Source organism: Pseudomonas sp. GW821-FHT02A11, from assembly GCF_059421985.1.
In genome coordinates this window covers 67991-92582 of sequence record NZ_JBWKWB010000018.1, presented here as the reverse complement: position 1 = coordinate 92582, position 24592 = coordinate 67991, and the positions used below count along the sequence as shown (strand labels likewise).

23 protein-coding genes and 1 pseudogene are annotated in these 24592 nt (G+C 59.3%); 14 read left to right on the top strand and 10 right to left on the bottom strand.

Annotated features, from left to right (window positions below; genetic code table 11):
- The first annotated feature begins 1 nt into the window (after position 1).
- Both AC07V9_RS22065 and moaE read left to right on the top strand, forming a co-directional pair.
- Positions 2-247 carry a MoaD/ThiS family protein gene (locus tag AC07V9_RS22065; protein WP_495017777.1) on the top strand — a complete coding sequence of 82 codons (246 nt, stop codon included), beginning with the start codon at positions 2-4 and terminating at the stop codon, positions 245-247.
- 2 nt (positions 248-249) lie between these two features.
- Positions 250-699: a molybdopterin synthase catalytic subunit MoaE gene (gene moaE, locus AC07V9_RS22060; protein WP_495017756.1), complete on the top strand. Its 450-nt coding sequence runs from the start codon at positions 250-252 to the stop codon at positions 697-699.
- 145 nt (positions 700-844) lie between these two features.
- Here the strand turns inward: moaE and rhlB are convergent.
- Positions 845-2131, bottom strand: a pseudogene (gene rhlB, locus AC07V9_RS22055) (ATP-dependent RNA helicase RhlB); the annotation flags it as partial.
- Positions 2132-2415: 284 nt separating this feature from the next.
- On the bottom strand, positions 2416-3072 hold the full coding sequence (locus AC07V9_RS22050) for an alpha/beta hydrolase (RefSeq protein WP_495017755.1): 657 nt from the start codon (positions 3070-3072) through the stop codon (positions 2416-2418).
- 479 nt (positions 3073-3551) lie between these two features.
- Here AC07V9_RS22050 and AC07V9_RS22045 point away from each other — a divergent pair, with 479 nt between their 5' ends.
- The 4 genes from AC07V9_RS22045 to AC07V9_RS22030 all read left to right on the top strand — a co-directional run bounded on the left by AC07V9_RS22045 (position 3552) and on the right by AC07V9_RS22030 (position 7711).
- Positions 3552-4583, top strand: a complete 1032-nt coding sequence (locus tag AC07V9_RS22045) for an amino acid ABC transporter substrate-binding protein (protein WP_495017754.1) — start codon at positions 3552-3554, stop codon at positions 4581-4583.
- A 66-nt stretch (positions 4584-4649) separates the two neighbouring features.
- Positions 4650-5831 carry an amino acid ABC transporter permease gene (locus AC07V9_RS22040; protein WP_495017753.1) on the top strand — a complete coding sequence of 394 codons (1182 nt, stop codon included), beginning with the start codon at positions 4650-4652 and terminating at the stop codon, positions 5829-5831.
- A gap of 10 nt (positions 5832-5841) precedes the next feature.
- Positions 5842-6936 carry an amino acid ABC transporter permease gene (locus tag AC07V9_RS22035; RefSeq protein WP_495017752.1) on the top strand — a complete coding sequence of 365 codons (1095 nt, stop codon included), beginning with the start codon at positions 5842-5844 and terminating at the stop codon, positions 6934-6936.
- 10 nt (positions 6937-6946) lie between these two features.
- On the top strand, positions 6947-7711 hold the full coding sequence (locus AC07V9_RS22030; RefSeq protein WP_062386562.1) for an amino acid ABC transporter ATP-binding protein: 765 nt from the start codon (positions 6947-6949) through the stop codon (positions 7709-7711).
- A 69-nt stretch (positions 7712-7780) separates the two neighbouring features.
- Here the strand turns inward: AC07V9_RS22030 and AC07V9_RS22025 are convergent, their stop codons facing one another.
- Positions 7781-9091 carry an IS4 family transposase gene (locus AC07V9_RS22025; protein WP_495017751.1) on the bottom strand — a complete coding sequence of 437 codons (1311 nt, stop codon included), beginning with the start codon at positions 9089-9091 and terminating at the stop codon, positions 7781-7783.
- Between the two features lie 368 nt (positions 9092-9459).
- On the opposite strand from AC07V9_RS22025, the gene AC07V9_RS22020 reads away from it, so the two are divergent.
- The 7 genes from AC07V9_RS22020 to AC07V9_RS21990 all read left to right on the top strand — a co-directional run bounded on the left by AC07V9_RS22020 (position 9460) and on the right by AC07V9_RS21990 (position 15587).
- Positions 9460-10290, top strand: coding sequence for a lipid II-degrading bacteriocin (locus tag AC07V9_RS22020; protein WP_495017750.1), 831 nt, complete (start codon positions 9460-9462; stop codon positions 10288-10290).
- 754 nt (positions 10291-11044) lie between these two features.
- Positions 11045-12340 (top strand): CynX/NimT family MFS transporter, encoded by a 1296-nt coding sequence (locus tag AC07V9_RS22015; RefSeq protein WP_495017749.1) that lies wholly within the window; start codon positions 11045-11047, stop codon positions 12338-12340.
- Between the two features lie 87 nt (positions 12341-12427).
- Positions 12428-12913, top strand: coding sequence for a nuclear transport factor 2 family protein (locus tag AC07V9_RS22010; protein ID WP_495017748.1), 486 nt, complete (start codon positions 12428-12430; stop codon positions 12911-12913).
- 46 nt (positions 12914-12959) lie between these two features.
- Positions 12960-13292, top strand: coding sequence for a GIY-YIG nuclease family protein (locus AC07V9_RS22005; RefSeq protein ID WP_495017747.1), 333 nt, complete (start codon positions 12960-12962; stop codon positions 13290-13292).
- Positions 13293-13423: 131 nt separating this feature from the next.
- Entirely contained in the window at positions 13424-13831 is a 408-nt protein-coding gene (locus AC07V9_RS22000) for an MbcA/ParS/Xre antitoxin family protein (RefSeq protein ID WP_495017746.1), read from the top strand.
- Positions 13831-14511 (top strand): RES family NAD+ phosphorylase, encoded by a 681-nt coding sequence (locus tag AC07V9_RS21995; RefSeq protein WP_495017745.1) that lies wholly within the window; start codon positions 13831-13833, stop codon positions 14509-14511. The genes AC07V9_RS22000 and AC07V9_RS21995 overlap by 1 nt, the downstream gene beginning before the upstream one ends.
- A 143-nt stretch (positions 14512-14654) precedes the next feature.
- On the top strand, positions 14655-15587 hold the full coding sequence (locus AC07V9_RS21990; RefSeq protein WP_495017744.1) for a glutathione S-transferase family protein: 933 nt from the start codon (positions 14655-14657) through the stop codon (positions 15585-15587).
- 1 nt (position 15588) lies between these two features.
- Here AC07V9_RS21990 and AC07V9_RS21985 read toward each other — a convergent pair whose 3' ends face one another.
- Positions 15589-15939, bottom strand: coding sequence for a glutaredoxin family protein (locus AC07V9_RS21985; RefSeq protein WP_495017743.1), 351 nt, complete (start codon positions 15937-15939; stop codon positions 15589-15591).
- 4 nt (positions 15940-15943) lie between these two features.
- Positions 15944-16945, bottom strand: coding sequence for a nucleoid-associated protein YejK (gene yejK / locus AC07V9_RS21980; protein ID WP_495017776.1), 1002 nt, complete (start codon positions 16943-16945; stop codon positions 15944-15946).
- Positions 16946-17296: 351 nt separating this feature from the next.
- Here yejK and AC07V9_RS21975 point away from each other — a divergent pair, with 351 nt between their 5' ends.
- Positions 17297-17578, top strand: coding sequence for an HU family DNA-binding protein (locus AC07V9_RS21975; protein WP_062391072.1), 282 nt, complete (start codon positions 17297-17299; stop codon positions 17576-17578).
- A 75-nt stretch (positions 17579-17653) separates the two neighbouring features.
- On the opposite strand, the gene rlmF is transcribed toward AC07V9_RS21975, so the two are convergent.
- The 5 genes from rlmF to AC07V9_RS21950 form a co-directional block, all read right to left on the bottom strand.
- The gene (gene rlmF, locus AC07V9_RS21970) at positions 17654-18682 is read right to left on the bottom strand and encodes a 23S rRNA (adenine(1618)-N(6))-methyltransferase RlmF (RefSeq protein WP_495017742.1); all 1029 of its coding nucleotides are present in this window, start codon (positions 18680-18682) and stop codon (positions 17654-17656) included.
- Positions 18683-18854: 172 nt separating this feature from the next.
- On the bottom strand, positions 18855-21701 hold the full coding sequence (locus AC07V9_RS21965; RefSeq protein WP_495017741.1) for a valine--tRNA ligase: 2847 nt from the start codon (positions 21699-21701) through the stop codon (positions 18855-18857).
- Between the two features lie 218 nt (positions 21702-21919).
- Complete coding sequence (locus AC07V9_RS21960) at positions 21920-22378, bottom strand: DNA polymerase III subunit chi (RefSeq protein ID WP_495017740.1); 459 nt, start codon at positions 22376-22378, stop codon at positions 21920-21922.
- A gap of 7 nt (positions 22379-22385) precedes the next feature.
- Positions 22386-22814, bottom strand: coding sequence for a DNA polymerase III subunit chi (locus tag AC07V9_RS21955; RefSeq protein WP_495017739.1), 429 nt, complete (start codon positions 22812-22814; stop codon positions 22386-22388).
- A 69-nt stretch (positions 22815-22883) separates the two neighbouring features.
- Entirely contained in the window at positions 22884-24374 is a 1491-nt protein-coding gene (locus AC07V9_RS21950) for a leucyl aminopeptidase (protein ID WP_495017738.1), read from the bottom strand.
- Positions 24375-24592: the final 218 nt, after the last annotated feature.

Genomic DNA, 24592 nt, shown 5'->3' with positions numbered 1-24592 from the left:
TATTTACGTTCAGGTTCAATACTTCGCCCGCTTTCGCGAGACGCTGGGCACTGAAAGCGAGCGTCTTGAAGGTTCGTTCGCCACCGTCGACGCCGTACGTCAGCACTTGCTGCAACGAGGCGGCGTGTGGGATGTGCTGGCCGAGCAAAGCATCATGTGCGCGCGCAACCAGGAGCTGTGCTCGTTGAACGAGCCGGTGGAGCAGGGCGACGAAGTGGCGTTCTTTCCGACCGTAACGGGAGGTTGAGCATGGCCATTCGTGTGCAGGCTACGGCATTCGATCCGGGGGCTGAAGTCAATGCGATGCACGACGCCAATGTCGGGGTCGGCGCGGTTGTCAGCTTTGTCGGCTACGTGCGGGATTTCAACAACGGGCGGGACGTGTCGGGGATGTTTCTGGAACACTACCCCGGCATGACCGAAAAGGCCCTGGGCAAGATCACCGAAGAAGCGCAGCAACGCTGGCCGTTGCTCAAGATTGAAGTGCTGCACCGCATCGGGGCGCTTGAACCTGGCGAGCCGATCGTGTTCGTCGGTGTGGCCAGTGCCCACCGTCAGGCAGCGTTCGAGGCGTGTGATTTCGTGATGGACTACCTGAAGACCCGCGCGCCGTTCTGGAAGAAGGAAAACACGTCAGAAGGGCCGCGCTGGGTCGAAGGGCGTGAGAGCGATCACAAGGCTGCAGATCGCTGGAAGTAAGCGATGCCCTTTGTTAAGGGCGGTGGCAAATGGTGTGGGAGCGATTCATTCGCGATAGGCCGGTACATCCGACATATATCTATCGTCTGTACCACCGGATCGCGAATGAATTCACTCCCACAGGTTCAGAACCGCCTGAGCAATTTCACTCCGCAGCAGGCTGCGCCTTTTGCTTGCGCACCACCGCTCTGAGCAACTCGGTTGGCGGCATTTCACAGCTGATCTTGCGACCCAGTTTTTCTTCGATCGCAGGCAACTGATACGAATCGTCTTCACCGGCGAAGCTGATGGAAACGCCGTCGGCCCCCGCGCGACCGGTACGGCCGATGCGGTGCACGTAGTCGTCCGGCACTTCCGGCAGGGTGAAGTTGATCACGTGGCTGATGCCGTCGATGTGAATCCCGCGCCCGGCCACGTCGGTGGCCACCAGCACGCGAATCTTGCCTTCGCGAAAGCCTTCCAGCGTCTTGATGCGCTTGTGCTGCGGCACATCGCCCGACAGTTGCGCGGCGTTGACGCCATCACGCACCAGGCGCTCTTCAATGCGACGCACTTCGTCCTTGCGGTTGGCGAAGACCATCACCCGCTCCCAGCCGTTGTCGTTGACCAGGTTGTAGAGCAGCTTGTATTTGTCCGCCGCCGCCACGGCGTAAACGTGCTGTTCGACGTTATCGCTGGCCACGTTTTCGGATTCGATCTCAACGATGGCCGGGTCCGTGGTCCATTGCTTGGCCAGGTTCATGACGTCGTCGGTGAAGGTCGCCGAGAACAGCAGGGTCTGACGCTCGCCCTTGTGCGGGGTCTGGCGAATGATCGAGCGCACCTGCGGGATGAAGCCCATGTCGAGCATGCGGTCGGCCTCGTCCAGCACCATCACTTCGACCATGTCCAGATGCACTTCGCCACGCTGGTTGAAGTCCAGCAGACGGCCAGGTGTGGCTACCAGGATGTCGCAGTGACGGGCTTCGAGCTGCTTGAGCTGCTTGTCGAAGTCCATGCCGCCGACAAAGGTCATGACATTGAGGTTGGTGTACTTGGTCAGCGCCTCGGCGTCCTTGGCGATCTGCACCACCAGCTCCCGGGTCGGGGCGATGATCAGCGCACGGGGTTCGCCCATGTAGCGTTCTTTGGGCGGCGGGGTCTGGGTCAGCTGGGTGATGATCGAGATCAGGAACGCAGCGGTTTTACCGGTGCCGGTCTGCGCGCGGCCGATTGCATCCTTGCCCTTGAGGGTAAAGCCCAGCACGCCTGCCTGGATCGGCGTGCAGTATGGAAAGCCCAGGTCCTGAATCGCGTGCATCAGCTCCGGGGCGAGAGGGAAATCATGAAAGCGGGTCTTGCCTTCCATGGGCTCGACCACGAAGTCTTCGAGTTTCCAGGGAATGACGACAGGCTTGGGCGCGCGTTCGCGGCGTGGACGTTCGGCCTTTGGCCGGGGCCGCTCGGTGGCTTCGGATGTTTGCGGTTGCGCAGAAGGGCCCACTGGCGTGGCGTGTTCCCGGTGAGCGGCTTGGCTCGTGCTTTCGGCGGCGGGGAGGGGCGCAGCGGGCGCGAGTGGCTCAGCCTCGCTTTTGCCGAACATTTTTTTAAGTGCTTTGAGCACGGTCATCTCGTCGATTGATTAAGGAATGTACGCCGGGCAGTGTAAAGCAAGAACCCGGCGCGGCGTAGTGCCATACCAAATCCGCAGGCAAAAAGAAAGGAAAAATCAGCCGATTAGCGCAGCCGATCCCCGAGCCAGACGCCTATGTCGGCGATTTCCTGCGGTAACACTTCGTGGCCCATTGGGTACTCCTGCCATGTCGCGGTGACGCCCTGAGCCTTCAGGTGCTCATAGGCGGACCGCCCCATGGCGTTCTGAACCACTTCGTCGTAGATGCCATGCAAGCAATACACCGCAATGCGCTGCTGACTGGCAGACAGGGTCATGTCGTCGCTGAAGGTCGGCGCGTAGGTGGACAGCGCCACAACCCCGCCCAGCGGGCCTTCCCAGCGCAAAAACGCTGTGTGCAACACCACTGCGCCACCTTGTGAAAAGCCCGCCAGGAAGATGCGAGCCGGATCGATGCCGCTGTCCCGTTGCTGTTCGATCAGCGACAGAATGCGTTGCGCCGAGCCTTCCAATTGCTCGCGATCAATGGCGCGGGCCGGGCTCATGGCCTTGATGTCGTACCAGCTCGGCATTTCGTAACCGCCGTTGACAGTCACCGCGCGGGTTGGCGCCTGGGGCAGCACGAAGCGGGTGGAGAGCAGCGATTGCTGCAGCGCTTCGGCCACGGGCATGAAGTCGTAACGGTCGGCACCCAGCCCGTGGAGCCAGATAACACAGGCATCGGCGTTTTTTTCAGGCTCGATGATCAGCGGTTCGCTCATGCGTGCTCCATTTGTGTGCGCGTGTTTTCCCGCGATGCATTAACGCAGTGCGCAGGGGTTGTCAGATATGAAAGAAGATGTCGCAAGGTTACAAGTTTTGATCTTGACCTGTCGCTAATTCGAGTTTGCCACCATGCTGGTACGCGCTTTGCTACAAATCAGTTGGAGTGAAGGCGCTCACCTCGGGCGGTAACACTACTAGGCTAATGCAGCCTGGTGGGACGACGAGGCAGCATGGAGTCTATCAAAGGATTCCCGGCACGATTCGCTCGCAAGCCTGCAAGGCTGCGAGACATCAGGAGCTTCAGTCCATTTGACCAAATCGAATCCGACCGGCACTGAACATATGTCAGATGCGGAACCGGATGCGGGTCTTACGTCGCATGACCCAAAAACAAGCCAGCACGGGTCATCAATGCCTCACAAGGGTGCGACGGGGCTAAAGCTCCTACACAACAAAGGGCAAACTGGAGGTTTGAATGAAGATGTTGAAATCCACCCTGGCTGTAGTGGCCGCCGCAGCAGCACTCGGCATCACTGGTTTCGCTCAAGCGGGCGCCAAACTGGACGCGATTCAGAAAAAAGGCTTCATCCAGTGCGGCGTGAGTGACGGTCTGCCAGGTTTCTCGGTTCCGGACAAAGACGGCAAGATCCAAGGTATCGACGCCGACTTCTGCCGTGCTGTTGCCGCTGCCGTGTTCGGTGATGCAACCAAGGTCAAGTTCAGCCAGCTGAACGCCAAAGAGCGTTTCACCGCGCTGCAATCCGGCGAGATCGACATCCTGTCGCGTAACACCACCTGGACCAGCTCCCGTGACGCGAGCATGGGTCTGATGTTCCCGGGCTTCGTGACTTACTACGACGGCGTTGGCTTCCTGGCCAACAGCAAGCTGGGCGTGAAAAGTGCCAAGGAACTGGACGGCGCGACCATCTGTATCCAGGCCGGTACTACCACCGAACTGAACGTGTCCGACTACTTCCGCGCCAACAACCTGAAGTACACCCCGATCACTTTCGACACTTCCGACGAAAGCGCCAAGTCGCTGGAATCCGGTCGTTGCGACGTGCTGACCTCCGACAAGTCGCAGCTGTACGCACAACGCTCCAAACTGGCCTCGCCGAAAGACTATGTCGTTCTGCCTGAAACCATCTCCAAAGAACCTCTGGGGCCGGTTGTAGCGCGCGGCGACGAAGAATGGACCACCATCGTTCGCTGGGTGGGTTACGCACTGCTGAACACCGAAGAAGCTGGCGTGACTTCCAAGAACGTCGAAGCTGAAGCCAAATCCACCAAGAACCCGGACGTAGCCCGTCTGCTGGGTGCTGACGGTGATTACGGTCCGCAGCTGAAGCTGAAAAAGGACTGGGTCGTTCAGATCGTCAAGCAAGTAGGTAACTACGGCGAGATCTTCGAGAAGAACCTGGGTAAATCCACGGCTCTGGAAATCGACCGTGGTCAGAACGCTCTGTGGAACGCTGGCGGCATTCAATACGCACCACCTGTGCGTTGATTGAGCTGTGCCCGGCTACGTAATGCGTAGCCGGGTACTTCGTGGCATTTCTTCCGGGGCACTCCCATGCAAAATCAGATCAGCGCACCCAAGCAGAGGCTATCGCTCAGCGATCCCAAAGTGCGTGCGTGGCTATTTCAGATAATCACGGTTATCGCTGTAGTCGCGATGGGTTGGTATCTGTTCGATAACACCCAGACCAACCTGCAACACCGGGGCATCAACTCAGGTTTCGGTTTCCTTGAAAACAGCGCCGGCTTCGGCATCGCGCAACACCTGATTCCTTTCACGGAATCGGACTCCTACGCGCGTGTTTTCCTCATCGGTTTGCTCAACACGCTGCTGGTCACCTTCATCGGCGTGATTCTCGCGACCTTGCTGGGCTTCATCGTCGGTGTGGCGCGGCTGTCCAACAACTGGATCATCAACAAGCTGGCGACGGTCTACGTCGAAGTCTTCCGTAACATTCCGCCACTGCTGCAGATCCTGTTCTGGTACTTCGCGGTCTTCCTGACGCTGCCCGGCCCTCGCGCTGCGCACGGCTTCTTCGGTTCGTTCTTCGTCAGCAGCCGTGGTTTGAACATGCCGGCAGCGATCACCAACGATGCCACCTGGCCGTTCGTGATCAGCGTCGTGCTGGCCATCGTAGCCATTGCGTTCATGACCAAATGGGCGAACAAACGCTTCGAAGAAACGGGCGTGCCGTTCCACAAGTTCTGGGCGGGCCTGGCCCTGTTCATCGTAATCCCGGCGCTGTGCGCGGCGATCTTCGGTGCGCCGGTGCATTGGGAAGTGCCTGAACTCAAGGGGTTCAACTTCGTCGGCGGCTGGGTGTTGATCCCTGAACTGCTCGCGTTGACCCTGGCCCTGACCGTCTACACCGCGGCGTTCATCGCCGAGATCGTGCGTTCGGGCATCAAGTCTGTCAGCCACGGCCAGACCGAAGCCGCACGTTCCCTGGGCCTGCGCCCGGGCCCGACGCTGCGCAAGGTCATCATTCCGCAAGCCCTGCGAGTGATCATTCCGCCGCTGACCAGCCAGTACCTGAACCTTGCGAAGAACTCTTCGCTGGCCGCCGGTATCGGTTACCCGGAAATGGTTTCGTTGTTCGCCGGTACCGTTCTCAACCAGACCGGTCAGGCAATCGAAGTCATTGCAATCACCATGAGCGTTTACCTGGCGATCAGCATCAGTATTTCTCTGCTGATGAACTGGTACAACAAGCGCATTGCGCTGATCGAGCGGTGAGGACACGCGCATGACATCCCATACTTTCAAACCTGACATGCCGCCGCCGAGCAAAGTCTTCGGCCCGGTGGCATGGATGCGCCAGAACCTGTTCTCGAACTGGCTCAACACGCTGTTGACCCTGTTCGCGATCTACCTGATCTGGCTGGTCGTGCCACCGCTGCTCAGTTGGGCGATCTTCGACGCCAACTGGGTCGGCACCACCCGCGCCGACTGCACCAAGGCCGGCGCCTGCTGGGTGTTCATCGAACAGCGCTTCGGCCAGTTCATGTACGGCTACTACCCGCAGGAGCTGCGCTGGAGGGTCGATCTGACCGTCTGGCTGGCGATCATCGGCGCGGCGCCGCTGTTCATCAAAGCCACGCCTGGCAAGGCGATCTACGGCCTGTGCTTCCTGGTGCTCTACCCGATCATTGCCTACATCCTGCTGCACGGCGGGTTCGGCATGCAGGAAGTCGCGACCAGCCAATGGGGCGGTCTGATGCTGACCCTGGTGATCGCCACTGTCGGTATCGCCGGTGCGTTGCCACTGGGGGTGATCCTGGCACTGGGGCGTCGCTCCGATCTTCCGGCGATTCGCGTGCTGTGCGTGACGTTCATCGAGTTCTGGCGTGGCGTTCCGCTGATTACCGTGCTGTTCATGTCGTCAGTGATGCTGCCGTTGTTCCTGCCAGAAGGCATGAACTTTGACAAGCTGCTGCGCGCCCTGATCGGTGTGATCATGTTCCAGTCGGCCTACGTGGCCGAGGTGGTGCGTGGCGGCATGCAGGCCATTCCCAAAGGTCAGTATGAAGCCGCTGCCGCCATGGGCTTGGGTTACTGGCGCCGCATGGGCCTGGTGATTCTGCCGCAAGCGCTCAAGCTGGTTATTCCGGGCCTGGTGAACACCGTGATCGCGCTGTTCAAGGACACCAGCCTTGTGATCATCATCGGCCTGTTCGACCTGCTCAACAGCGTCAAACAAGCTGCCGCCGACCCGACGTGGCTCGGCATGGCGACCGAGGGCTACGTATTCGCGGCCCTGGTGTTCTGGATCTTCTGTTTCGGTATGTCCCGCTACTCCATGCACCTGGAGCGTAAGTTGGACACAGGCCACAAGCGTTAGGAGTTATGTGATGAGTGAAGCTATCAGCAAGCCTCTGGGCGCCGAAGGCATGATCCGGATGGAAGGCGTACACAAGTGGTACGGCCAGTTCCATGTACTGAAAGACATCAATCTGAACGTGCGTCAGGGCGAGCGTATCGTGTTGTGCGGCCCGTCGGGCTCGGGCAAGTCGACCACCATCCGCTGCCTGAACCGTCTGGAAGAGCACCAGCAGGGTCGCATCATCGTCGATGGCACCGAACTGACTTCGGACCTGAAGCAGATCGAAACCATCCGCCGTGAAGTCGGCATGGTGTTCCAGCACTTCAACCTGTTCCCGCACCTGACCATCCTGCAGAACTGCACGCTGGCGCCGATGTGGGTTCGCAAGATGCCGAAGAAAAAGGCTGAAGAAATCGCCATGCACTACCTGGAGCGCGTACGCATTCCGGAACAGGCGCACAAGTACCCGGGCCAGCTTTCCGGCGGTCAGCAACAGCGTGTGGCCATCGCTCGTGCTCTGTGCATGAAGCCGAAGATCATGCTGTTCGACGAACCGACTTCCGCCCTTGACCCGGAAATGGTGAAGGAGGTTCTGGACACCATGGTTGGCCTGGCGGAAGAAGGCATGACCATGCTCTGCGTGACCCACGAAATGGGCTTCGCCCGCACCGTGGCCAACCGCGTGATCTTCATGGACAAAGGCGAAATCGTCGAACAGGCCGCGCCAAACGACTTCTTCGACAACCCGCAAAGCGACCGCACCAAGCTGTTCCTCAGCCAGATCCTGCACTGAGTCAATCGCTGCTCTAACCAAAACCCGGGCCTGGGGCCTAATGCCAGTCAGTTAAGCTGACTGGCATTTTTATTTTCGGGTCGGGTATTTTGCTGGTCGTTGCTTCACCACCCGCGCAAACCATCGATCAGGTCGCCGATGAGGCAGAACATACTGCGCTGCTGATGCCTGTAGATCTGCCAGAAATCCAGGCAGATTGCCGGGATGGTTGAGTGATGTGCCGTGCAGCAAGCCTAAAATTGCCCAACTGCAGGCGGTAAAGCTCATTTCGCATGGATAGACCCCCGTGCACTGTCTCGACATCTGCACCATCTGATACCGCAACAGGTTGTAGCCCAAGAGCACGCCCCACAACTCTTGCGCAATCATCTCCGGCGTCTTGCTCCGCAATGTGTACTCACCCCCTAAAAGTCCTTGCTTGATCTCTCGGTAGCCCAGTTCGATTTCCCATCGCTGACTGTAAAGATCGACGATCTCATCACCCGGGAAGCGCAGGGCATCGGTCATGGAGGTCAGCACGCTTACAACCTTGCCTTTGATTGTTTTGCTGAGCAGCCGCGCTCGCATTTCCAGCGGCAAGCCTGGCCATTGCTTGCGAGCCTGGGGCGAGGTGCGCAGCACGACCACGGCATCATTGCGCCCAAGCTTGTGCTCCACCTCGTACTGAGTGCCCTTTTTCAAGGGGATCAACCAGTGCCGATGCTCGCCTTGCGATTGCCAGTGGTGCAGCAAGCCCAATGAATAGAAACCTTTGTCGAACAGGGTCAACGAATGGTTCGGGGTGGTGGCGATCAACTGTTCTGCCAGCTTCATTTCGCTACTGTGATAGCTCTCGAAAGTGCTGCTTATCAGCAGGTGGCTGGTCAGCTCCATCTGACAGACCATCCGAACCTGAGGAAAACCGCCATCCCCATGCTGATTGGTCGCGCCGCCGTAACACGCTCGGTTTTGCGCTGTGTCAGGCGTGTTCCAGACAACGCCGTCAACGCCCAGTAGTGTCAGCCCCAACCATTGCGGGTGCTTGGTTTCTTCGTGCCATCGCTGTTGGGTGAGCGTGAAAACTTCACGTACAGCTTCGCTACCTAGCCGTTGCCGTCCTTGCACAACCGCGCTGGGCGCCACAAGAGGCCGCTTGCCCGGCAGCATGATGTCCATGTGATTCACGACATCCCAGGCCGACATCCGGCGAAACAACGCCATGCCGATGATGCACCACACCAGGCTTTCAAGCGGGAGGCGACGCTTGCGAATGGTCGAGACGCCCGCTGTTTCAAAAGCTTGTTTCACGATGTCCGGATCGAGCAAAGCTCCCAGACCCTCAAGGGCATTTGGCCGCGATGCCATTTCGTGAGTGAGGGACAGGGCTTGTGACAGGCGCATAAAAAATCCGATGCTCGTTTCCAAGCATCGGATTTTGCGGCCTTCGGGAGAAAGGTCAATGTCTCAGTCTTAACTGACTGGCATTAGGCCTGGGGCCCGGGTTTTTTTCTATCAAAGCATCAACTTAGCTGTATGTTTTCGTTGCGATCCCACGAGGGATATCCATATTGCATGTCTATTTTTCCAATGCAAGTTGAAAGCCGGTGAGTGATCTTGCTGTGAATTTTCTGGATGTCAGGTACGTGTTTAAAGAATGTTCCTACCGTTTATGCGGAGATGTCTCATTGTTGTTTTCTACAGTCGATATTTAAACTGCTCACTGCCACTTGTAATTGATAAAGGTGGATTTTTAGCCCAAGGAGGGTGCTATGAGTAGTGGTATTACATTGCCGGTTTTAACCGTAAGTGCGGTAGGTCCTGTTTTTTCTTCAACAGCTCTCGGAGGAGCAGCTGCTTTTCCAAATCCCGGCGCCTTCATGGCTTCCATGCATCCTAAGAGATTGCATAAGTACGGTGAGGGATATTGGAGAGAAATGATGCTTATGCATCTTGAGGAGGTTAACAGGCAAATCCAAAACGGATGGAGATATGGTCTGACCGCTGAGCTTGCGTTTGATATCTCTAAGATTCCGCTCGCTGATAAATATATGTGTCTGAATCCCCATGCCCTCTCGACGGACGCAGTCAGGAAAGCCATATCGGGATGGGGATACCGACGACCAATTTCAGAGGCTCGCGAGCTGTCGGGGGGGATCCTTACGCCGTTTTCGGCTTGGTCCCACTATTTGGACGGAAGCGGCGCAGACGTAACGACAAATATAAATCGTTTAGGGTTGAATCTATCAACAACAATGATTCCGGCTCTTGAGAGTGCGCTTGCCTCTGCGGGAATTGGGAGTTCGCCAATAAATATTCCGCGGATCTCCTATAATACCAAACAAGATTCGTGGATTACCTGGACTTGGTTGGGGCATATTACGCTGAAGATTGAAGGCGTGGTGAATAAGTCGCATGATGGAAGACTTACGTTTAGTGGTGTTGCAAGGGCGTATAATGATACTTATGATTTTAATGCGAGCACACATCGCTCCGAGCTTGGAGAGGCAGCAACAGCGGGTGGTCGCTACTTGGGTGGTGCAAAAGGAAAACCTTATCAGATCGTTATCGAGGGAGAGGTTCCGATCTCCATTCAACGGTAATATCGGATCTCCGATCAGTTTTGTATGGGGAATATAATGGCTGGCAATAAAGCTGTAAGTGAGAGCAGGGTTATTACGTCAATCTTTTTGTTCAGCTTGCTGCCCATCGCACCATGGATAGCCGTTTTTTGGGATGTTCAAGGCGCAGTCCATGTTGATGACGGACCTGCTGCCTTTGTCTTGCTTGCCGTGTCCGCTATAGGAACTTTACTCGCCCAATCAGTGTACTGTGGTGCAATGTTTCTACTTTTTAGAGGTTCGGTCGATCGCAGACTGACGTACGTCGCGGCATTGCTCATCTGCTGTGTGCTTGTATTTTGCGTAGGGTCGTCCCTTCTATGGGCAAAGGTGAGCATGGACGGAGGACTGCTTTTTGGTTTTGCTGCAGGACTGTACGCTATATATTCCTTAAAGTTAGTAAGAGATGTGGTCCGGTGCTTATCCCCGCGCGGCATGTAGGTGTGAGAAAGCCTCCGCGTTTCCAAGCCTATATTTGTCGCCCATCACTGAACTACCCACTGCTTTAACCTGGACCCGGGCTTTGTGCCCGGGTTCTTTGGTTGCCTGTAGCAGTCCGGCTTGCCGGCGGCAGCGACTTCAATGACGCCACCGCCGGCAAGCCGGACTGCTACAGGGTGATCAGCTCGCAAGTGTGTATTCAATCCTCACGAAACTTGTGTTCTCTGGCAATCTCCAACAGGATTACGTCTTTGCGCAATGCGCTGTTACACAATCCTGCCCCCACGAGAATCCCATGACGACCAAGGCGCCAACGGCGAGCGACACGCTATCCCCTTCCCGAAAACATCACGAGATCGACGAGTTGCTGATCGATGCAGAAGCTGATGACCCACAGGTTCAGCAGCATCGTCCCGCATTGAAGCGACCCTGGTTTTTGTTGTTGGGGCTGGTGCTGGTGGCGCTGAACCTGCGTCCGGCGTTGTCGAGCATGGCGCCGCTGCTCAGCGAAGTGTCGAAAAGCCTGGGGCTGTCGGCGGCCAAGGCCGGTTTGTTGACCACGCTGCCGGTGCTGTGCCTGGGGCTGTTCGCGCCACTGGCGCCGATTCTGGCGCGACGGTTTGGCAGCGAGCGGGTGGTGCTGGGCATTCTGATGACGCTCACGTGCGGCATCCTTTTGCGCAGTTCGTTTGGCGAAGTCGGCCTGTTCGCGGGCAGCATCATGTCGGGCGCGAGCATCGGCATCATCGGGGTCCTGCTGCCGGGCATCGTCAAGCGTGACTTCGCCAAACAGGCCGGGACCATGACGGGCGTGTACACCATGGCGTTGTGTCTGGGTGCGGCTGTTGCGGCGGGTTCGACTGTCCCGTTGAGCCAGTACTTTGGTGATAGCTGGAGCCTTGGCCTGGGTTTCTGGATCGTCCCGGCCATTCTTGCGGCGATGTTCTGGTGGCCGCAAACCCGCCAGCGTCATGGCCAGCATCAAGCGGCGTATCGCGTGCGCGGGCTGTTTCGGGATCGCCTGGCCCGTCAGGTGACGCTGTACATGGGCCTGCAATCGTCGCTGGCCTACATCGTGTTTGGCTGGTTGCCTTCGATCCTCATCGGTCGTGGCCTGACGCCTACCGAAGCCGGGCTGCTGCTCTCGGGCTCGATCATGATTCAACTGCTCAGCTCCCTCACTGCACCTTGGCTGGCGACTCGCGGCAAGGATCAGCGTCTGGCGATTCTGCTGGTCATGCTGCTGACCCTTGGCGGTCTGTACGGCTGTCTGTATGCGCCGATCAATCAGCTGTGGGTCTGGGCGGTCGTCCTCGGCTTGGGGCAGGGCGGTACTTTCAGTCTGGCGCTGACCCTGATCGTGCTGCGCTCGCGGGACTCCCATGTCGCCGCCAACCTGTCGAGCATGGCTCAAGGCGTGGGTTACACCCTGGCTTCGCTGGGCCCGTTCGCCGTGGGTGTGGTGCATGACTGGACCGGCAACTGGAGCGCGGTCGGCTGGATCTTCGGCATCATCGGCGTCGGCGCCATCCTCGCCGGGATGGGCGCAGGTCGCGCGCAGTACGTGAACGTCACCAGCGAGAAAGTGTGACCCAGGTATTTCTCTGGCGAATGTCCATGGCAAAACGCCGTATAGCCGCTTATCGTGCAGGCATCTTTTTCCATGGACGTATGGCGCATGAGCGATATCAACTCCAGTGAACTCAACGGCGCGCTGATCACCCGCTTCTACGAGGCGTTCAATCGGCTCGACGCCGAAGCCATGGCTGCCTGCTACACCGATGACGTGCTGTTCAGCGACCCGGTGTTCGGCGAGCTGCGTGGCCGACAGGCGAGTGACATGTGGCGCATGCTGACCTCCCGGGCCAGGGGGTTTTCGTTGCGTTTTGACAATGTTCGGGCCGACGATCGTTCGGGCGGCGCACACTGGGTGGCGACCTACCTGTTCAGCCAGACCGGCCGCACGGTGGTCAACGACATTCAGGCGCGCTTCGTGTTTCGCGACGGCAAGATTTGCGAGCATCACGATCACTTCGATCTGTGGCGCTGGTCCCGCCAGGCCTTGGGCGCCAAAGGCGCGCTGTTGGGCTGGACCCCGTTTGTGCAGAACGCCATCCGCGTGCAGGCGCAAACGGGTTTGAAGGCGTATCAGGCAGGACGTTGAGCCTCTGTTAGAATCGCGGCTCCTGCGTACCCTGCCCATCGTTCACATGACTGACTCCGCCGCTACCATCGACCCCGCACCCGAGACCGCTGCGCCCAAACCGTGGTTCGTGTACCTGGTGCGTGCGGCCAATGGCTCGCTTTACTGCGGTATCAGCGACGACCCCCACAAGCGTTTTGCCAAGCATCAGAGCGGCAAGGGCGCACGCTTTTTCTTCTCGAGCCCTGCGGTGGCCCTTGTTTACGTTGAGTCCTGCCGTGACAAAGGTGAGGCGCTGCGTCAGGAGCGTCTGATCAAAAAGCTGCGCAAAAGCGCCAAGGAAGCGCTGGTTGAGAGTTTTCTTCTGTCACGCGTTAGCCTTTGCCCCACTGCTCTGTAGGCTGACAGACGAGGTTGTGTAGGCGAGTATTTTCATAGCGCGTCAGAATTTTCGCATGTGAATTACCTGTTTCATTCCGTTCGTATGTGTACTAGTCTGTTCGTCAGATCCGATGAGCAGGAGCGCAATTCATGACGGCGTTGGCGATCACTCACAGTGATGGCGTTGGCGTCGACACCCCCGAAGCCGGGCGTGTCGCGCTGACGTTTTTTTTCAATCTCATGACGCATTGGGGTTGCTCCGTCGAGCAGCAACGAACGCTGCTGGGCGCCGTGAGCAACACCACTTTCTACAAGTACAGACGCACGCCTGACATACGCCTGCCTCACGACACCCTTGAGCGGATTTCCTATCTGATGGGCATCCACAAGGCGCTCAGCATCATCTTCAGCAATCAGTTGGAACGTGCCTATGAGTGGGTCGCCAAACCCAACACGGCGGCACCGTTCAACGGCCAGTCCGCATTGCAATACATGTTGGCGGGACGTGTAGTGGACATCGCAGACGTGCGTCGGTATCTGGACGGAGTGCGCGGCTGATGAAGCAACCGCAGACCGTGGTACCGGCGTGGGAGGCGGCCTTCAGGATGATCAACAGTGCGTTTCCTCCGATCACGTTGTTCGAGGATGTGCTGAACCCTGCCGACCTCGAGATGGCGTATGCGCTGGAGGCGATGACCAACGATCGTCTGCTGGATCAGTGTGGCGTCCTGCGCAGAGTCGCTGTCGAGGACCGCGTATCTGGCCCCGGATCCACCCCTGTGATGGCGGCGTTTACTCATATCGGCAAGGCGAGCCGTTTTACCGACGGGACTTACGGCATCTATTACGCAGCAAACAGCCAGGCCGCCGCTATTGCAGAAACGCGCTTTCATCAGCAGCGATTTCTCGCGGCGACCCATGAGCAGGATATCGAGCTGACTCTGCGCACCTACGTCAATCAGGTCGTGAAGCCCGTTCACGACGTGCGCGCCGATTATCCCGAACTGCATGACCCTGATCCTGCCCGTTACGGTACGCCGCAAGGTTTCGCGAAAGCGTTGCGAGATGAGGGATCCTGGGGATTGCTCTACCGCAGCGTGCGTCTGGAGGGGCATGAGTGTGTGGCAGCCTTTCGCCCTCCGGCAGTCTCCCTTCCGGTGCAGGGCAAGCACGTTCGGTATGTCTGGGATGCGAGGAGCCAGACCATCTCCCATGTGTTCGAAATCAGCTTGCTCTGACTACCGTCTCTGAACTTGGCTTGTACGTCACTTGTGGTGATCGCTGGCAACGCTCAACTTAGGCCACTGTCTGAGTACCGTGGCCGGGCGGTGAGGCGAGATCGTCATTCCCGGATTCAATGCATGCTTCCCGAGGTCGAAATATGAGTGAGCTGATCCTGCATCACTACCCAACGTCCCTGTTCGCCGAAAAGGCGCGCCTGATGCTCGGTTTCAAAGGGCTGTCGTGGCGCTCGGTGATCATCCCGCCGATCATGCCCAAGCCCGATGTCCTCGCGCTGACCGGCGGTTATCGCAAGACGCCTGTGCTGCAGGTCGGCGCCGACATCTACTGCGACACGGCGCTGATCGCCCGTCGTCTGGAAGCTGAAAAATCATCGCCCAGCTTTTACCCCGAAGGTCAGGAATTCACTGCAGCGAGTCTGGCGAACTGGGCCGATACGGTGCTGTTCCTGCACTCGGTGAGCCTGGTTTTCCAGCCCGCTTCACTGGCCGTTCGCTTTGCCAAGTTGCCACCGGAGGGTGTGAAGGCGTTCGTGGCCGACCGCGCGACGTTCTTCGACGGCGGCAGCGCGACGCGGGTGCCGCTGGAGCTGGCACAGCATCAGTGGCCAACCCTGATGGCGCGTCTGGAAACCCAGCTCGAGCGCAGCGGCGACTTCCTGCTGGGCGTGCCCTCGATTGCCGACTTTGCCGTGGCTCACACCCTGTGGTTCCTGAAGCAGACCCCGGTCACCGCACCCCTGGTCGATGAATACCCCGCAGTGTTGGCGTGGTATCAGCGCGTCGTCGGCTTTGGGCACGGAGCGGCGAGTGAGCTGAGCTCGGCAGACGCCGTCGAAATCGCGCGCGCCGCCACACCCGCGCCGCTACCGGTTGAGGCGTTCAGCGATCCGAATGGTTTCCAGGCGGGCCAGCAGGTGAGCGTGTCGGCGGTGGACTATGGGGTGAACCCGGTTCACGGCGAGTTGATGTTCAGTGGCCGTGAAGAAATCATCCTGCGTCGCGAGGATGAGCGCGCAGGCGTGGTGCATGTGCACTTCCCGCGCTACGGCTTTCGTATCGAAAAGCGCTGAGTCATTTCAGCGCGGCAAGAATCTCTTGCGGCGAAAATCCTCTGATCAACGTGCCGTTCACGTCGATCAGGGGGATCCCGCGACCACCCAGCGCCTCGTATGCCTTGCGGCCTTCCTTGGACTTCTCGATGTCGTACTCGGTATAGGGAATGCCCTTGCTGTCCAGGAAGCGTCGTGTCTGTTTGCAGTAGCCGCACCAGTCGGTGGCATACAGGGTGACCCTGGCGTTGCTCTGGACCTGCGCCGAGACGGCAGGGTCGGGGTGGACAAGGTTTTGGATCTTGCCCCAGTTCTGGTAGACCACGACCACCAGCAGGATCAACACGAACTTCTTGAGTGTGCGCACGAACATGCGGTCAGCGCCTTTTGAGCTGGTCGGTGAGCTGCGTGGGCAGGCCCTTGATGATCAGCGTGCCTTTCTCTTCGTCGTACTCGATCTTGTCGCCTAGCAGGTGCGCTTCAAAACTGATCGACAGGCCTTCGGCGCGGCCGGTGAAGCGGCGGAACTGGTTGAGCGTGCGCTTATCGGCCGGGATCTCAGGCGACAGGCCGTAGTCCTTGTTGCGGATGTGCTCGTAGAACGCGCGCGGGCGGTCTTCGTCGATCAGGCCGGAGAGTTCTTCCAGGGCGATCGGCTCGCCCATCTTGCTCTGGCTGCTGGCGTAATCGACCAGCGCCTTGGTTTTCTCGCGGGTCGATTCTTCCGGCAAGTCTTCGCTTTCGACGAAATCACTGAAGGCCTTGAGCAGCGTGCGGGTTTCGCCCGGGCCGTCGACGCCTTCCTGGCAGCCGATGAAGTCGCGGAAGTATTCGGAGACCTTCTTGCCGTTCTTGCCCTTGATGAACGAGATGTACTGCTTGGAGGCCTTGTTGTTCTGCCACTCGGAGATGTTGATCCGCGCCGCCAGGTGCAGCTGGCCCAGGTCCAGATGCCGCGACGGCATGACGTCCAGCGCCTCGGTCACGGCCACGCCTTCACTGTGGTGCAGCAGGGCGATGGCCAGATACTCGGTCATGCCTTGCTGATAGTGGGCGAACAGCACATGGCCGCCGGTCGACAGGTTGGATTCTTCCATCAGCTTTTGCAGATGCTCGACGGCCACACGGCTGAATGCGGTGAAGTCCTTGCCGTCGTCCAGGTATTCCTTCAGCCAGCCGCTGAACGGGTGCGCGCCCGACTCCGGATGAAACAGGCCCCAGGCTTTCCCTTGTTTGGCGTTATAGCTCTCGTTGAGATCGGCCAGCATGTTCTCGATGGCCTGGGACTCCGCAAGTTCAGAATCTCGAGCGTGGAGGACTGCAGGCGTACCGTCGGGTTTCTTGTCGATCAGGTGAACGATGGCATGACGGATCGGCATGGATTTCTCGGCGACTGAAGTGGACTGAGACAGGGCAAGCATGGCCCGTGCGAAAGGCGCCAAGTGTACCGCAGACTGGCTCGGCGCGTGCTGGCGACGCCTGAAACAGGGCGCCATGACCATTAATATGACTTTTTTATGCCGCAATCGCGATAAAGCTGACCAAATGGCTAGGTAGGTGCGGATATTTGCTTGGCTCTGTGCTAGTTTTGCCCGGTCTTGCGCACTGAAGCGCGCCAAGCACGCAGTTTGTGGGCGTTCGGCCGAACCAAAGGCCGTTTTAGGTATCTACATTTCGCGCCTGTACACACTCTGCAAACCATATGAATTTGATAGGGAAGGAACACCACCATGGCTCTGACTAAAGACCAATTGATCGCCGATATCGCAGAAGCTATCGACGCGCCTAAAACCACCGCGCGCAACGCTCTCGACCAATTGGGCCAAATCGTCGCTGACCAACTGGAATCCGGTAGTGAAATCACTCTGCCAGGCATTGGCAAGCTGAAAGTCACCGAGCGCCCAGCGCGCACCGGCCGTAACCCTTCGACTGGCGCTGCCATCGAAATCGCTGCCAAGAAAGTCGTCAAGTTTGTTCCAGCCAAAGTGCTGACTGACTCGGTCAACAAGTAAGCGAAAACGCTGCTTGTAGGGAGAACCGTGTAACGGAGTGATCCGGACACGGTTTTTTTGTGCCTGCTGTTTGGCTCAGCGAGCGGCCTGCGCCCAGCGCTCGGCACGCCACGCGGCCTGCTGCGTCTTGTCGTGGAACGTCCAGGCGACGAAGCGGCTTTGCTTCTGCCCTTGTGACATTTCGACCACGCGGCTTTCAACGGCGCCGGCTTTTTTCAGCGTGCTCTCGATCAGTGGCAGGTTGGACGCCTTGGACACCAGCGTGCTGAACCACAGCACCTGTTTTGGCACCTGAGCGCTTTCAATGATCAGCTGCGAGACGAAACGCGCCTCTCCCCCTTCGCACCACAATTCCGCCGCCTGCCCCCCGAAGTTCAGCACCGGCAGTTTGCGCTTGGGATCGGCCTTGCCCAGCGCGCGCCATTTGCGCTGACTGCCGCGCAAGGCCTCTTCGGCAGAAGCGTGGAAGGGCGGGTTGCACAGGGTGATGTCGAAGCGCTCGTCGGCCTGCAGCAGCCCGACCAGAATGTGCTTGCGATCGTTCTGTTGGCGCAGGCTGATGGCCTTGCCCAGGGCGTTGGCCTTGACGATTGTGCTGGCCGAGGCGAGGGCGATCTTGTCGATGTCCGAGCCCACGAAGTGCCAGTCGTATTCGCTGTGGCCGATCAGCGGGTAGATGCAGTTGGCACCAGTGCCGATGTCCAGCGCCTTGATCGCTGCGCCGCGAGGAATCATGCCGTCATTGTGCTCGGCCAGAAGGTCGGCGAGAAAATGCAGGTAATCAGCGCGACCAGGGATAGGCGGGCAGAGGTAGTCCGCCGGGATATCCCAATGAGCGATGCCGTAGAACGCCTTGAGCAGCGCGCGGTTGAACACACGCACGGCCGCTGGATTGGCGAAGTCGATGCTTTCCTTGCCATAGGGGTTGGTGATCACGAACGTGCCCAGTTCCGGGCTGCTCCTGATCAGGCGCGGGAAGTCGTAATGGCCCTGATGACGATTGCGCGGGTGCAGGCTGGCCTTCTCGCGAGGGGCGGCGGGCTTGGCAGCTGTGGCCGGCTTGGGCTTTTTGCGCGGCGGTTTGGGATGCTCGGGCTTGGTCATGACGAATTCAATTATCAAGAGAACGCAAAACCCTGTAGGAGCGCGCTTGCCCGCGATGACGGTGCGTCAGTCGGCTCATCGCTTTCTGACACTCTGCTATCGCGGGCAAGCGCGCTCCTACAGGGTTCGTGTGAGTCAGCCAGCCCGATGATTGGGCTGGCCGATTCGATTTTTACAAACTGGCAATCCGTGCGTGCTGTTCGGCCAGTTTGCTCAGCGCCTGTTCGGCCTCGGTCAGCTTGGCGCGTTCCTTGGCGATGACTTCAGGCGGCGCTTTGTCGACGAACGAGGCGTTAGAGAGCTTGCCACCCACACGCTGCACTTCGCCTTGCAGACGCTGGATTTCCTTGTCCAGACGTGCAAGTTCGGCACCCTTGTCGATCAGGCCGGCCATCGGCACCAGCACTTCCATCTCGCCCACCAGAGCGGTGGCGGACAGCGGTGCCTCGGCGCCAGCAGCCAATACGGTGAACGATTCGAGCTTGGCCAGCTTCTTGAGCAGGTGCTCGTTTTCGTTCAGGCGACGCTGGTCTTCGGCGCCGACGTTCTTGAGGAACAGCTGCAGCGGTTTGCCCGGGCCGATGTTCATCTCGCCACGGATGTTACGCACGCCCAGCATCAGGCCCTTGAGCCATTCGATGTCGCCTTCGGCGGCGGCATCGATGCGCGCCTCGTTTGCCACCGGCCACGGCTGCAGCATGATGGTTTTGCCTGAGCTACCAGCCAGGGGCGCCAGGCGCTGCCAGATTTCTTCGGTGATGAACGGCATGAACGGGTGAGCCAGACGCAGGGCGACTTCCAGCACGCGAACCAGGGTGCGACGGGTGCCGCGCTGACGCTCGATTGGTGCGTTCTCGTCCCACAGAACCGGCTTGGACAGCTCCAGGTACCAGTCGCAGTACTGGTTCCAGATGAACTCGTACAGCGCTTGCGCGGCGAGGTCGAAACGGAACTGATCCAACTGGCGGGTCACTTCGGCTTCGGTGCGTTGCAGCTGGGAAATGATCCAGCGATCCGGCAGCGACAGTTCGACTTCTTCGCCGTTCTGGCCGCAGTCCTCGCCCTTGTCCAGCACGTAGCGCGCGGCGTTCCAGATCTTGTTACAGAAGTTGCGATAGCCTTCGACGCGACCCATGTCGAACTTGATGTCGCGACCGGTGGACGCCAGCGAGCAGAAGGTAAAGCGCAGGGCGTCAGTGCCGTAGCTGGCGATGCCGTCAGCAAATTCGGCGCGGGTCTGCTTCTCGATCTTCTTGGCCAGTTGCGGCTGCATCATGCCGCTGGTGCGTTTCTGCACCAGGGCTTCGAGTTCGATACCGTCGACGATGTCCAGCGGGTCCAGTACGTTGCCCTTGGACTTGGACATTTTTTGGCCCTGACCGTCGCGCACCAGACCGTGTACATAGACGGTCTTGAACGGGATCTGAGGGGTGCCGTCTTCGTTCTTCACCAGATGCATGGTGAGCATGATCATCCGGGCGACCCAGAAGAAAATGATGTCGAAGCCGGTGACCAGCACGTCGGTCGGGTGGAAGGTTTTCAGGAACTCGGTCTGCTCAGGCCAGCCCAGGGTGGAGAAGGTCCAGAGGCCCGAACTGAACCACGTGTCGAGGACGTCGTTGTCCTGTTGCAGCGCGACGTCCGGGCCCAGGTTGTGCTTGGCACGGACTTCGACTTCGTCGCGACCGACATACACCTTGCCGGATTCGTCGTACCAGGCCGGGATACGGTGGCCCCACCAGAGCTGACGGCTGATGCACCAGTCCTGAATGTCGCGCATCCAGGAGAAGTACATGTTTTCGTATTGTTTCGGCACGAAGGCGATGCGGCCGTCTTCAACGGCAGCGATGGCAGGCTCGGCCAGCGGCTTGGTCGATACGTACCACTGGTCGGTCAGCCACGGCTCGATGACGGTGCCGGAGCGGTCGCCTTTCGGCACCTTCAGCGCGTGATCGTCGACGCTGACCAGCAGGCCCGCGGCGTCGAACGCAGCGACGATCTGCTTGCGCGCTTCGAAGCGGTCCAGGCCTGCGTATTCAGCCGGCAGGGCGCCGTCGATGGATTCGTTCAGCGTGCCGTCGAGGTTGAACACCTGAGCGGCGGCCAGCACGTTGGCGTTCTTGTCGAAGATGTTCAGCAGCGGCAGGTTGTGGCGCTTGCCGACTTCGTAGTCGTTGAAATCGTGGGCCGGGGTGATCTTCACGCAGCCTGTGCCGAATTCGGGGTCGCAATAGTCGTCGGCGATGATCGGGATGCGACGACCTACCAGCGGCAGCTCGACAAACTTGCCGATCAGTGCCTTATAGCGCTCATCGTTCGGGTTCACGGCGACGGCGGCGTCACCGAGCATGGTTTCCGGGCGAGTGGTGGCGACGATCAGGTAGTCCTGACCTTCAGCTGTCTTGGCGCCGTCAGCCAGGGGGTAGCGCAGGTTCCACAGATGGCCTTTCTCGTCGTGGTTTTCCACTTCGAGGTCGGAAATTGCGGTGTGCAGCTTGGTGTCCCAGTTGACCAGACGCTTGCCGCGGTAGATCAGGCCGTCTTCATGCAGGCGCACGAAGGCTTCTTTAACGGCTTCGGACAGGCCGTCGTCCATGGTGAAGCGCTCACGGCTCCAGTCCACGGAGGAGCCCAGGCGGCGGATCTGACGGCTGATATTGCCGCCGGACTGATCCTTCCACTCCCAGACTTTTTCGAGGAATTTTTCCCGACCCAGATCGTGGCGATTCTGGCCCTGGGCTTCGAGCTGACGCTCCACCAGCATCTGCGTGGCGATACCGGCGTGGTCAGTGCCCGGCTGCCACAGGGTATTGCGACCCTGCATGCGGCGGAAACGGATCAGGGCGTCCATGATCGCGTTGTTGAAACCGTGGCCCATGTGCAGGCTGCCGGTGACGTTCGGCGGCGGAATCATGATGGTGTACGAGTCGCCCGCGCCTTGCGGAGCGAAGTAGTTTTCGGACTCCCAGGTCTGGTACCAGGAAGTTTCGATGGCGTGCGGCTGGTAGGTCTTGTCCATGCGCGGCGGGAACCTGATCTGCTTTGAGTCGGAAAAGCCGGTCAGTATAGCCACAGGGGCAGCGGCAAGCCACAAGCTGTAAGCCGCAAGCTTATGAGTGGCTACTTGACGGGATTGGATCGTCTGTAGGAGCGCGCTTGCCCGTGATGGCGGTGCCTCAACCGACACGGTGTCGCAGACAAAATGCAATCGCGGGCAAGCGCGTGCCTACTTGCAGCTTAAAGCTTGCCGCTTGTAGCTGCCGTGACCAGCCGCTCAAGCCGTGCTTGGAGCCGACGCTTGATTTCGTTCTCGATGTGCGGGGCGAAATCGCCGATCACGTCTTGCATGATCAATTGCGCGGCGGCACGCAGCTCGCTGTCCAGATGCAACAGGTCGTCGGGGTTCGGTGCACGGGGGGCTTGCGGCTCAGGCGCAGGCGCGGCAGGCGCTGGCGGCGCGAGGGCGGGTGCAGGCTCGGTTGTCAGCAGCGCAGCGGCCTCGGCATGGGCCTCGTGTTCATCAGCGGGCACAACCTGACCGCTGACCACATCGAACAGCAGAGGAATCTGGCCTTCGCCGGTCACCGTGTCGGTCAGCAGCGGCGGTTGCAGCGTGTCGTCACCCAGTAGCTGGCGGATCGACTCCAGATCGTCCAGCAGGTGTGCGGAATCTTTCAGGGTTTTTTGATTATCCATCGTGTACTCAAAAACGCTGCAATCGGTGATTTTGCAGAGGATAGCCCTGTTCACGGTAGAAGCGAAAACTCTCTCTCGCTGCCTGCCGGATGGCGGGGTCTTCCACAACGATCTCCGCGATGCGTGCGAATTGTTTGAAGAATTCGGGGATGCGCAGGTTCAGATTGACCAACAGATCCTGATGTTGGGCACAGTCGTTGCCGATGCCCAGTGCCACCGGGGCATCATGATCGTCTTCGATCGGGCCGTGAGGCACAAAGGTTTCGCCCTTGAAACGCCACAGGCGGGCGTCCAGTTCGGCACGCTGCTCGGCGTCGCTGCAATGCAGATAGACGCGATGGCCAAGGCGCCAGGCCTTGTCGGTCAGCTTGCAGGCGAAGTCCAGACGCATCATCGGATCGGCGGTGGGCAGGACATAGAAATCGACTTGGGTCATGAAAATTCCAGAGCGTGAAACAGGCCGGGCCCGTTCAGTGAAAACGGGCCCGGCGTGCCTCAGGGCGTATCAAACGCCCGCGCGGTCGAGCAGATATTGAGTCAGCAGCGGAACCGGACGGCCAGTGGCGCCCTTGTCCTTGCCACCGCTCAGCCATGCGGTGCCAGCGATGTCCAAGTGCGCCCATTCGAACGCCTTGGCGAAGCGCGAGAGGAAGCAGGCCGCCGTGATCGTGCCGGCTTTAGGGCCGCCGATGTTGGCGATGTCGGCGAACGGGCTGTCCAGTTGCTCTTGATATTCGTCGAACAGCGGCAGTTGCCAGGCGCGGTCGTCGGCACGTTTGCCGGCGTCCAGCACCTGATTGATCAGCGCGTCGCTGTTGCCCAACAGGCCCGAAGTGTGACCACCCAGCGCCACGACACAAGCGCCGGTCAGGGTGGCAATGTCGATCACGGCCTGCGGCTTGAAGCGTTCGGCGTAGGTCAGGGCGTCGCACAGCACCAGACGGCCTTCGGCGTCGGTGTTGAGGATTTCGACAGTCTGGCCGCTCATGGTCTTGACGATGTCGCCCGGACGCGTCGCGTTGCCGCTCGGCATGTTTTCAGCGGCAGCAATGATGCACACCAGGTTGATCGGCAGTTGCAGCTGCAGCACGGCGTTCAGGGTGCCGAACACGCTGGCCGCGCCGCACATGTCGAACTTCATCTCGTCCATGCCCAGGCCAGGTTTGAGGCTGATGCCGCCGGTGTCGAAAGTGATGCCCTTGCCGACCAGCACGAAAGGCTTTTCGCTTTTCTTGCCGTTGTTGTACTGCATCACGATCAGGCGTGGCGGTTGAGCGCTGCCCTGACCGACCGCCAGGAATGAGCCCATGCCCAGATCGGCGATTTTTTTCTCGTCAAGGACTTCGACCTTCAGGCCTTTGTTGGCTTTGCCCAGCGCCTTGGCCTGTTCGCCCAGGTAGGTCGGATGGCAGATGTTCGGCGGCAGGTTGCCCAGGGTGCGGGTCACGGCCATGCCGGCAGCGATGGCCTGTGCGTGCTTGGCGGCGCGCTCGACGTCGGTGACGCTGGACTTGGCGGTCAGCAGGGTAACCTTCTTCAGCGCACGCGGGTCGGCTTTCTGGCTCTTGAACTGATCAAAGACGTATTCGCCATCGGCCAGGGTTTCCACCAGCAGGCGGTTCTTGCCGTAGGTGTCGCGACCTTTGACGTTCAGGTGGTCCAGCGCGAAGGCTGCATCGGTGCCGCCCAGGCTTTTAAGAGTGTTCAGCACGCCGCTGATGATCTTGCGGAACTGACGGTCGCCCAGCTCAGGCTCTTTACCGCTGCCGACCAGCAGAACGCGCTCGGCCTTGAGGTTCGGCAGGCTGTGCAGCAGCAGGCTCTGGCCCACTTTGCCCGACAGGTCGCCGCGCTTGAGCACAGCGCTGATGGCGCCGCCGCTCAGGGTATCGATACTTTGTGCAACATCGCTCAGGGTACGGCCTTCGCCCACGGCAACCACCAGCGTGGCGGTCTTCAAGGTTTCTGCACTGACGCTCTTAACAACCAATTCCATGTCGGGGTCCCCGAATAAACTGTGGTTTATCGCAAAATGAATGCGCGGCCAGACGGGCTGCGATGACCTGCAGCAGCGTGCTCGCGGCAAGGCCCGCAGTTTGACCCCGGCTTGGGACCCCTGACAACCCCGTTAGCACTCGCGTACTTGCATTGGTTACAGAACTATCCGGCGCGCTCAGTGACAGACACACTCAATCACAGGATAATGCCGCATAT

Coding starts and splice junctions, on each gene's coding strand:
- moaE (WP_495017756.1), top strand. CDS start 250: ATGGCCATTCGTGTGCAGGCTACGGCATTCGATCCGGGGGCTGAAGTC.
- AC07V9_RS22050 (WP_495017755.1), bottom strand. CDS start 3,072: ATGAGCGAACCGCTGATCATCGAGCCTGAAAAAAACGCCGATGCCTGT.
- AC07V9_RS22045 (WP_495017754.1), top strand. CDS start 3,552: ATGAAGATGTTGAAATCCACCCTGGCTGTAGTGGCCGCCGCAGCAGCA.
- AC07V9_RS22040 (WP_495017753.1), top strand. CDS start 4,650: ATGCAAAATCAGATCAGCGCACCCAAGCAGAGGCTATCGCTCAGCGAT.
- AC07V9_RS22035 (WP_495017752.1), top strand. CDS start 5,842: ATGACATCCCATACTTTCAAACCTGACATGCCGCCGCCGAGCAAAGTC.
- AC07V9_RS22030 (WP_062386562.1), top strand. CDS start 6,947: ATGAGTGAAGCTATCAGCAAGCCTCTGGGCGCCGAAGGCATGATCCGG.
- AC07V9_RS22025 (WP_495017751.1), bottom strand. CDS start 9,091: ATGCGCCTGTCACAAGCCCTGTCCCTCACTCACGAAATGGCATCGCGG.
- AC07V9_RS22020 (WP_495017750.1), top strand. CDS start 9,460: ATGAGTAGTGGTATTACATTGCCGGTTTTAACCGTAAGTGCGGTAGGT.
- AC07V9_RS22015 (WP_495017749.1), top strand. CDS start 11,045: ATGACGACCAAGGCGCCAACGGCGAGCGACACGCTATCCCCTTCCCGA.
- AC07V9_RS22010 (WP_495017748.1), top strand. CDS start 12,428: ATGAGCGATATCAACTCCAGTGAACTCAACGGCGCGCTGATCACCCGC.
- AC07V9_RS22005 (WP_495017747.1), top strand. CDS start 12,960: ATGACTGACTCCGCCGCTACCATCGACCCCGCACCCGAGACCGCTGCG.
- AC07V9_RS22000 (WP_495017746.1), top strand. CDS start 13,424: ATGACGGCGTTGGCGATCACTCACAGTGATGGCGTTGGCGTCGACACC.
- AC07V9_RS21995 (WP_495017745.1), top strand. CDS start 13,831: ATGAAGCAACCGCAGACCGTGGTACCGGCGTGGGAGGCGGCCTTCAGG.
- AC07V9_RS21990 (WP_495017744.1), top strand. CDS start 14,655: ATGAGTGAGCTGATCCTGCATCACTACCCAACGTCCCTGTTCGCCGAA.
- AC07V9_RS21985 (WP_495017743.1), bottom strand. CDS start 15,939: ATGTTCGTGCGCACACTCAAGAAGTTCGTGTTGATCCTGCTGGTGGTC.
- yejK (WP_495017776.1), bottom strand. CDS start 16,945: ATGCCGATCCGTCATGCCATCGTTCACCTGATCGACAAGAAACCCGAC.
- AC07V9_RS21975 (WP_062391072.1), top strand. CDS start 17,297: ATGGCTCTGACTAAAGACCAATTGATCGCCGATATCGCAGAAGCTATC.
- rlmF (WP_495017742.1), bottom strand. CDS start 18,682: ATGACCAAGCCCGAGCATCCCAAACCGCCGCGCAAAAAGCCCAAGCCG.
- AC07V9_RS21965 (WP_495017741.1), bottom strand. CDS start 21,701: ATGGACAAGACCTACCAGCCGCACGCCATCGAAACTTCCTGGTACCAG.
- AC07V9_RS21960 (WP_495017740.1), bottom strand. CDS start 22,378: ATGGATAATCAAAAAACCCTGAAAGATTCCGCACACCTGCTGGACGAT.
- AC07V9_RS21955 (WP_495017739.1), bottom strand. CDS start 22,814: ATGACCCAAGTCGATTTCTATGTCCTGCCCACCGCCGATCCGATGATG.
- AC07V9_RS21950 (WP_495017738.1), bottom strand. CDS start 24,374: ATGGAATTGGTTGTTAAGAGCGTCAGTGCAGAAACCTTGAAGACCGCC.